This window comes from Desulfofalx alkaliphila DSM 12257 (genome assembly GCF_000711975.1).
Lineage (GTDB): Bacteria > Bacillota > Desulfotomaculia > Desulfotomaculales > Desulfohalotomaculaceae > Desulfofalx > Desulfofalx alkaliphila.
Genome location: NZ_JONT01000036.1, coordinates 1 through 8,695, shown reverse-complemented (window position 1 = coordinate 8,695; position 8,695 = coordinate 1). Strand labels below are relative to the sequence as shown.

10 protein-coding genes are annotated in these 8,695 nt (G+C 34.9%); all 10 read left to right on the top strand.

The features are described 5' to 3' along the window. Positions 1-268 (top strand): IS3 family transposase (locus BR02_RS15185; protein WP_031517526.1); only part of this gene is annotated, 268 nt, incomplete at its 5' end. Positions 269-607: 339 nt separating this feature from the next. After that, positions 608-793 carry a hypothetical protein gene (locus BR02_RS15505; protein WP_207641033.1) on the top strand — a complete coding sequence of 62 codons (186 nt, stop codon included), beginning with the start codon at positions 608-610 and terminating at the stop codon, positions 791-793. A 42-nt stretch (positions 794-835) separates the two neighbouring features. Further along, the gene (locus tag BR02_RS0112205) at positions 836-1,591 is read left to right on the top strand and encodes a DUF7669 domain-containing protein (RefSeq protein ID WP_031517504.1); all 756 of its coding nucleotides are present in this window, start codon (positions 836-838) and stop codon (positions 1,589-1,591) included. A 561-nt stretch (positions 1,592-2,152) separates the two neighbouring features. Beyond that, positions 2,153-4,747 carry an ATP-dependent helicase gene (locus tag BR02_RS0112190; protein ID WP_031517502.1) on the top strand — a complete coding sequence of 865 codons (2,595 nt, stop codon included), beginning with the start codon at positions 2,153-2,155 and terminating at the stop codon, positions 4,745-4,747. Next, on the top strand, positions 4,740-5,558 hold the full coding sequence (locus tag BR02_RS0112185) for a PD-(D/E)XK nuclease family protein (RefSeq protein WP_031517500.1): 819 nt from the start codon (positions 4,740-4,742) through the stop codon (positions 5,556-5,558). Before BR02_RS0112190 ends, BR02_RS0112185 begins: the two co-directional genes overlap by 8 nt. A gap of 3 nt (positions 5,559-5,561) precedes the next feature. Further along, positions 5,562-5,984 carry a hypothetical protein gene (locus tag BR02_RS0112180; protein WP_031517498.1) on the top strand — a complete coding sequence of 141 codons (423 nt, stop codon included), beginning with the start codon at positions 5,562-5,564 and terminating at the stop codon, positions 5,982-5,984. A gap of 61 nt (positions 5,985-6,045) precedes the next feature. Continuing rightward, positions 6,046-6,507 (top strand): hypothetical protein, encoded by a 462-nt coding sequence (locus tag BR02_RS0112175; RefSeq protein ID WP_031517496.1) that lies wholly within the window; start codon positions 6,046-6,048, stop codon positions 6,505-6,507. Beyond that, a complete protein-coding gene (locus tag BR02_RS0112170; protein ID WP_031517494.1) occupies positions 6,494-7,282 on the top strand; it encodes a hypothetical protein in 789 nt (262 codons plus the stop codon). The genes BR02_RS0112175 and BR02_RS0112170 overlap by 14 nt, the downstream gene beginning before the upstream one ends. Before the next feature lie 70 nt (positions 7,283-7,352). Then, the gene (locus BR02_RS0112165) at positions 7,353-8,360 is read left to right on the top strand and encodes an SEC-C domain-containing protein (protein WP_114638891.1); all 1,008 of its coding nucleotides are present in this window, start codon (positions 7,353-7,355) and stop codon (positions 8,358-8,360) included. A gap of 132 nt (positions 8,361-8,492) precedes the next feature. Beyond that, on the top strand, positions 8,493-8,695 hold a 203-nt coding region (locus BR02_RS14495; protein WP_034639468.1), incomplete at its 3' end, for a sigma factor-like helix-turn-helix DNA-binding protein.

The following is an 8,695-nucleotide window of genomic DNA, read 5'->3' as shown; positions in this document are numbered from 1 at the left end:
AGCTTTTCGAGCTCTACTTGAAGAGCACCAAATCCGTCAAAGCATGAGTCGCAAGGGCAATCCCTATGATAATGCACCAGCAGAGAACTTCTTCAGCTGCTTAAAGTGTGAATGTACTAACTTCCTGCATTTTAGAACCAGAAGAGACGCTAAACAAACGATTTTCGAGTACATTGAGATCTACTACAATAGGCAAAGACGACATGCCGCATTAGGGTGGATTAGCCCGCTGAAATACAAGCATCAACTGGCCGCTATGGCGGCTTAAAATGAACTAGCTAGCAAATGAAAGAAAATCTAAGCTACGTACACGCAATGGTGTCCAGAAAACTGAGAATGGCTCAAGACTATACAATAACATTGAGCTTCTTTTAGGTAACGAGTTTAATCGAATTCAGGATTTAATAAATACCAAAACAATAGAATTCAATAATAAAATCAAAAAAGTAAAAATACTAATAACAGCTACATTTTTAACGTCAGCTTTATTATTTACATATGCACTAATCGTGCTTTAGTCATCAATGCCAAAAAAGTTGTGGGCAAAATTATTTTAGGAACTCAAGTTAAAAAACATGCCACTACAATACAGTAGTAGCAAAGTGCTTTGAGGGAAATAGTGATGGGATTATACAAATTAAAATATGAGAAGGGTCAAATAGAATTGGGTATTTTGGAAAAGGTAGAGACTGATTCCATAGGCTATGAAAAAGACTTTGAGAATTGGCTTGAAAATAGACCTTCTGTTTTACTTGATGAGGAAGAAAGTACAGTTCTTTGGATAGGAAGGTAGGTTTCCGCTTATGTTGGTGAGACCGATAAATATCCAGACTTAATGGGCCTTGATTCCTCTGGCAACTTAATCCCTGTAGAGCTAAAAAAAGGAAAGACACCGAGAGAAGTAGTTGCTCAGATTCTCGAATATTCGGCATGGGGTGCCTCTCTCAACTATGAGAGTTTAAACGTAATTGCTAAAGATTATTACAAAAATAATAAGGCCTTTAATAATAAGGATTTACAGGAGATTTTTGCAGAAGTTTATATGCCAGACAATGATGAACCAATATCTGTGCGGTTTAATACGAAACAGAGATTATTTATTGTAGCTGAAGAAATTAGCCCTACTATTAGACAAGTATGTATTTATTTGAGAGAGGTCTACGGGGTAGATATAAATTGTATAGAATATGAAATACTTAGGACTCAACAGGATGACTTTATAGTAAGTACGAGTAGAGTAGTCGGTTATGGTTCAGCAGAAAATCAAAACGATGTAGGGGTTAGATGGAAAGAGCCTGTTAGAGTAAAGACCGTAATTAGCGATGCTATCGAAAAATTAACTCAAGGGAAAGATAATATAACTTTTACCCCCTCTGAAGTAATTCGTGAGTTAGTAAAGCAATATCCTGATATAAATCAAAGCACAGTAAGGTGTCAAATAATTCAAGACTGTGTCAATCACACATCCAGGCGACATTACCCAAGTGGTCAAAGAGATCTCTATTATAGGATTGGGAAAGGCAAATATAGGCCTTATAATCCAAATAAAGATGGAAGATGGGACTGGGAAGGCAAAAAAGTTAATGATTAATATAAAAGAAAAGGCTTAAAGATATATTTGTCTTTCTTGGGTAAATATAATGCTTGGACATACAATAAGTTGTTTTTAGGATGGTATGAAAATTGATATTTGACAAAAGCAGCCTTAATTTTATTAGGACTGCTTTTGTTATCAACTCCCCAACAGACTACTTCTACTCTTAACGATACGTAGACGGGGTGTGTCTACTGTTGAAGAAAACCGTGTAAAACTCTTGGAAGGGAGGGAAATGGGGTTTAGGTGGAGTTTGTTTTAATTTTAGTATATACAAAAGGACTGCAAGAGATTTACATGATTAAAATTGAAGGAAATAGTGGAGGTTCCTGAAATGTGTGATAATACAGGGGATATAACAGGTGAAGGGGAAAAGGCAGGATTAAGGTACAAGAATAACAGCAAAAGTGCAGAGAAAGCGACAGGATAGGATTAATTTTTAAGTTTGAGCTGATTCGGAACTTTATTTTTGGGAACATGGTGGCATGGGTTTAAAAATTATATTTATATATAAAGCACATAGTGTATTATAGATTTTTTCTATGTGGGGGGAGAAGATTGGGTAAAAATGGTAATGTGACATTAGAACAATTGTTTGAAATACATGGATTTAAACCAAATGAAGGCCAAAGAGAGGCTATTTTATCATTGGATGGACCTCTTTTCCTAATGGCGGGGCCAGGATCAGGGAAAACGAGGGTTCTATTATGGAGGACGGTAAATGCAATAGTTTATAAAAATGTACTGCCAGAAAGAATCTATCTATCAACATTTACAGAAAAGGGTGCAAGGCAATTGAAGGACGGATTACAAACGATTTTAGGAACAGTGACTAATCTTACAGGCACCCCTTATGATTTATCAGGAATGTATGTTGGAACGGTTCATTCACTTTGTCAAAGAATAATCGCTGATAGGCGATTTACCAAGAATCGCTCCAGAGTTACCCCCCCTTTTCTTTTAGACGAACTGGATCAATACTATTTTATAAACTCAAGTTTATTTTGGAAACTGACAGAAGAATTACTTCATGTAAAAGAGGATGAATGGCGTTCGGATATGAAGCAATACTTTGGGAAACGTTCGAAATCGCGCCATGATACAGCATTATCAATCATTTCAATATTTAATAGATTCTCGGAAGAAAACCTTCCTGTTGAAATAATTAAAAATTATGCAATTAAGAATAAAGATGAAACACTACTTCAAATTGCAAAGTTATATGAATGGTATAAGAAAAGACTCCATTCTAATAATATTGTAGACTTTTCACTTCTTCAGCAAAGGGCATTACATCAGTTGCTTGAAAGTGAGCATGTTATAAATGAATTTGAACATGTTGTAATTGATGAATTTCAGGATACGAATCGAGTTCAGGAACAACTATTTTTTCGATTAGCAAAGGGAAGAAAGAACCTATGCGTGGTTGGTGATGATGACCAAGCGCTGTATCGTTTCCGAGGGGCAACTGTTGAGAACTTTGTTCAGTTTCCAAAAAGGAGTCTATTGTATTTACAAACATCCCCAAAGGAGATCAAATTAAACATAAATTATCGCTCAAAAAAACAAATTGTTTTAACCTATACAAATTTCATTGAGAAGATTGGCTGGGAAAGAGAAAATGGTGATGGATATTACCGATTACAAGATAAGGATATTCAAGCATTTAAACAAGATAAGGATATTTCTGTAATTACAACAACCCCTTCAAAATCTAAAGATATAGCGAAGGAGATAGCCCAATTTGTTAGAACGTTAATCGACGAAAAAAAAATTGAGGATTTGAATCAAATTGCTTTTTTATTTCCAGCGTTAAAAAACAATCGACATGTAAAACGAATGAAGAGGGCTTTGGAAGAGGAAGGAATTCCAGTATATGCTCCAAGGGCAGGGCGATTCTTAGAAGTAGAAGAGGCCAAAGCTATGTTCGGTATTTTTACAAAGGTATTTGGCAAACCTGCAAGACAAGACTATTCAGGTGTATATAAAGACTATCATGATTGGTTGGACGTTATAGAAGATATAGCAAGAGAATTGATGCAGAAGGATGAAAGGCTGGAACAGTTTGTTACAGTAAAAATAGAGGAGCTAAAAAGGTGTAAAGAGGATTATATCCGACTATTAAAAACGGTTAATGACAATAACTGGTCCTTAAAGGATAATTATGTTCCCCTAACACATAAAAGAATATTATCAAAAACACCGCTTATATCTCAACAAACAATCAGGGGATTAGGTTCAAAAAGATTAGATGAAATCATTGAGCAAAGTAATAAAGAAGGAAAACCTTTCCGCTTACAATACATTCTTAATCGTGCAACATCCGTGGACTGGAATGTTTTGGACCTATTTTATCGCTTGTGTGGGTTCCCATATTTTTCGCAAATGTTCAAACTTGCGGAAGATGGAGTAGATGAAGGACCTATTTGCAATTTATCCATGATTTCAAAGTATTTATCAAGGTATATGGAGCAATCCGCCACCTCCGTCATTACTGGTGCAAGATTGCTTGAGGGCCGTTTTGCTAATGATTTCTTTGGTCGATATGTCTACGGTCTCTTTAGAATTGGAGAAACCGAAGTAGAAAATGATGAAACACCTTTTCCAAAAGGTCGGGTCCCGTTTTTAACAATCCACCAATCTAAAGGCTTGGAATTTCCGTATGTTGTCATTGGAAATCCTGGGAAGAAGAATCAGAATGTTCCGAGAGAAGAGGAGATTATACGACCTTTAATTGATGGTGATAACGAACCATTAGAACGTATTCCCGAATTTGATACAATGAGATTATTCTATGTTGCATTATCACGAGCAGAAGAGATGCTAATTATTAGTAATTTAAGGGAACGAGGACAAAAAGTTGAACCAGCATTCAAGCAATTACTGGAGGAAATGAAATACCCCCAAATACCAAGCGTAGTAATATCGGACATGCCAAACGTAGTAGTGAAAGAAAATGAAATTTCAAAGGTTTACTCATACACAAGTGATTATTTGATGTATATAAAATGCCCAAGGAATTATATGGTGTTTAAAAAATACGGATTTGTTCCTTCTCGTTCGCAAACCATGCTGTTTGGCTCTTTGGTTCACCAAACAATTGAAGATATTCATAACCAGATCATTTCTTTAAGAGGTGATAAAAGTGAATAATGAAGAAATGTTAAAATTTATTGAGGAAGCCTTTGAAGAGAATTATGAACTATTGAGATTAGAAGGGGGGCACTCATTGTCCCCTCATGTCAAAAAGGTGGCTTTAGAGCAAGTGAAACAATATTGGAAAAAACTTAGAAAGCTTGCTGAGAATGTTTCCGATACAGAAGTTCGACTCACTCTTCCACAGCAAAAAACGCCAAAGGGAAAATTTTATACGATTCAAGGTGTAGTGGATGTTGTAAAAGAGGGTGACAGGACTGTCATGTATGATATTAAAACCCATGATGTTAATTTTGTAAGATGCAATAAAAAAGATTACGAAGGACAGCTAAATATATATGCCCATATTTGGCAGTCTGTACGGGGACAACATTTGGACGGCGCATCCATAATTGCCATTGGGGAAACGGATGAATTAAGTAAGGCAAAACAACGGGCAACTCAAGCAAACAATCCACAAATTTTAGAAGATGCTATTTCCGAATGGAATCCTGAAGTTCCTATTCAATTAGAAGCTGAGCAAGTAAAAGCCCATTTAGAAGCATTTGGTGAGGTGGTTGATATGATTGAAGGGTTTCAATTCAACCCGCCACCAGTTGAGAAATTGAATTCTAAAGTCCGAGATAACAAAACCTTTGCGGTACATGTTTGCCGAAACTGTGATGTCCGTTTTTCATGCGAATCATATAAAGAATATGCTTTTTCATCCAGCCAAGGTAAAAACAATTTTTTAACCTTCTATGATGACTATGGAACGGAGTATGCAAGGATGGAAATAATGGAAGCAAATTTAGAAGAAGAGGTGTAAGGAATGCCAATAGAAGAATTGAAAAGGCCAGAACGTATAGATGAGGATAAAATTGAAAGGTTGAAGGAGCTGTTTCCAGAAAGTTTTACTGAAGGAAAATTTAATTTAGAAGTGTTTAGAGAATTGATATCGAGTGTAAATAATGAGATTTTAGAAGATAGCAGAGAAGAGTACTATGGTTTGCAATGGGTAGGAAAAAAAGATGCAAGAAAACTCGCTTTCTCCCCACCAACAGGGACTCTGAAGATATGTGAAGGTCAAGGTGAAAATGAGGATCAAACAAAAAATTTCTTTATTGAAGGAGATAATTTAGAAGTTCTACGGATTTTGCAAAAGAGCTATTCAGGGAGAATAAAGACCATATATATTGATATAATCTTACAGAAATTGATACAATTTAATTACCCTAAAAGTTACTGCGCTTAGGGGTGTGCAAAGGAATAAGGGGTGTGCAGTAATTGAATGATATAGAAATGGGGGAAAACTGATGGGCAATGAGTTTAGCATAGAGATTTCAATACCAACAGATGATTCTGGATATAGCCTTCTAAAATGTTCCCATTGTGGAACTTTTTTTAAAACAACACCTACAGATTTTGAAGATGACAAGGTGTTGGCAATATATTGTCCTAGTTGTGGATTAACTAGTGAAAGCTATATCACAGAAGATGTACTTGAGTTGGCTTTGACAATGGCAAAAAATAAAGCAATGGATGTGATCCATGATGAATTTAAAAAGATGGAAAGAAAGTTGAAAAAAGGTCCTGTAACCTTTAAAGCTGGAAAAAAGCCTAAGCATGAACCAGAAAACCCTATACGGTCTGGTATCGAAGCCTTAGAGATTACAATATTTCCTTGCTGCAATCGTACAGCAAAAGTTAAACCAATGCTAAAAATAACTGGATGCTACTGTCCATTTTGTGGGGTGAAAAATTATGAAGTTGAATAGAGCGGAATTGAGAAAAATATTATATGATTTTAACAGTATTTCTAATCGATTAATGCAAGCCAACTTTGAAGATTACAATATAGCTTTATTAAAATTTATTGAATTTATAAAAAATAATAAATTAATTTATGAGTATATAAAAGAATGTGGAGAGTGTGATCAAGATTTAGAAAATGAATTTAAGGAAATTTCAGGATCATATGGTAGAGTAATATTTTCTTTAGGATCTCTCGATGAAGAAGAAATACGTAATGTTTTTGCTATTCTTAATTATATAGTAGAAAATGATATTCCCATTCACCGAGGTGTCGCCTTTGGATATTCGAATTCTAGAAGCTTTCAGGATAAGGTTAAAGGGTTTAATGATAGGGTAGTAATGGTTTTGATTAGGCATATTGAACGTTTTCTTACCAAAATCGGAATAGATATGGGAGTGGATGAAAGGGTAACATATTCTATAACAGTTGAGAGCGGACAAGTTAATATAGCAAGTGATAATTCTGTAATTAATGCAACCAATACAATTAACACAATTGACTATGATAAATTAATTCAATTGATAGATGAAGTTGAAAAGAATGCCCAGGGAATTTCAGAGGAAGATTTCGAGACACTTGTTAGCAGTATAGATGTTATTAAAGAGGAAATTAAGTCGGCAAATCCAAGAAAATCATTCCTTAAAACTGCAATTTTAGGATTAAAAGGTTTAAAAAACACTGCAGAATTTGCTGTGGCAGTAACTGCATTGATTCAATTTATACAACCTATGTTATAGGTATGAATGATAGATAGCACCAAAAGATAGAAAACAATATTAATAAGAACAATATAGGAAATGGTGAAAAATGAACCCTTTGAAATATATAAAAATTTTAGGTAATGAGCTTTGTCCATGTGGTAGTGATGATAAATATCGAGATTGTTGTAAAAACAAGGTGGTGGAAGTGCCACAAACATCGAAGAAACCACCAGAAGTTCAAGTCATGGAGATGATGAGAAAATCAATGAAAAAATGCTGTATGCATCCAAACAAAGCCCATTGTAAAGGTAAAATAAAAGAAGCACATGCCTTGCAAAATAATAAAATTATTTCTATGCTTGCAGGAAAAGAGCGTCATGTATATACGATGAACACAAAGAAAAAGCCTTTATTTATTCCGATGGAAAAAGGAGAGCCAGCTATTATTGTTCAAATGAGTAGAACCAGTGCTAATGATGCAACTACTGAAACTTGTTTCTGTGATTTGCACGATAATATTGTTTTTACTGCTATCGAAAAGGGTGCACCAGATTTTGATGATTTAAATGAAGAAATGAAGTTTATATATGCCTACAAAGCATTCATTTTTGAATACTATAAGCAACATACAGCAATGGATATTTACAAAGCGTGTTTTAAGAAGAACCCAGTTGCATTCAAGTCACCAATGATGGTAGGAATGTACAGGATGCTACAGTTAAAAATGCGAGAGTTTGAACCAATTAAATCTCATTTTGATAAAGAAATAATGTCTGGTACTTATAATGGTGTAGCAACCTATGTTATTAAAATTCCAGAAAAAATTAAGTTTGCAAACTATGCATATATTGCTCCAGATTATGATTTGAATGGAAAAAAAATTAGGCATACAGTAAAAGGTATGATGCACCGCCTTGCTATAACAGTATTCCCAGAATCAACCCAATCCTATATTCTCTTAAGTTGTCTAGAATCAGAAAGACCTATTTATCAAAGATTATTTGAGCAATTAAATGTTGCATCAATAGATAAAATAAAATTTTATATGTCTATGGTTTTACCATTGTATTCAGAGAACATAGTTATGAGCCCCGACCTGTTTATGGCACAATAGAAATGTAGTTTTTGGCAGCTAATTTATGTAGGTTATATGGTTAGTAAATGAAAGTAAAAAACCACTTGCCAACATCCCCAAAACTCAAATACACTTCTGTATGCGGACAACGTGTACAGGAGGTTTTAGGAGATGTTGAAAGTGGCTGAAATAGATTATATCAGGTTTTTAGCTAATACAAAAGGATTATCATATGCGGAAATTGCAAGACAACTAGGTGTGGACCCCCGAACGGCAAAGAAATATGTAGAAAAGGAAGATTGGAACCCTACGGTGGGTCATATTAAGCAAAGAAAAGCTAGGGTAATGGATCCTGTCAAACCAATTATCGACCA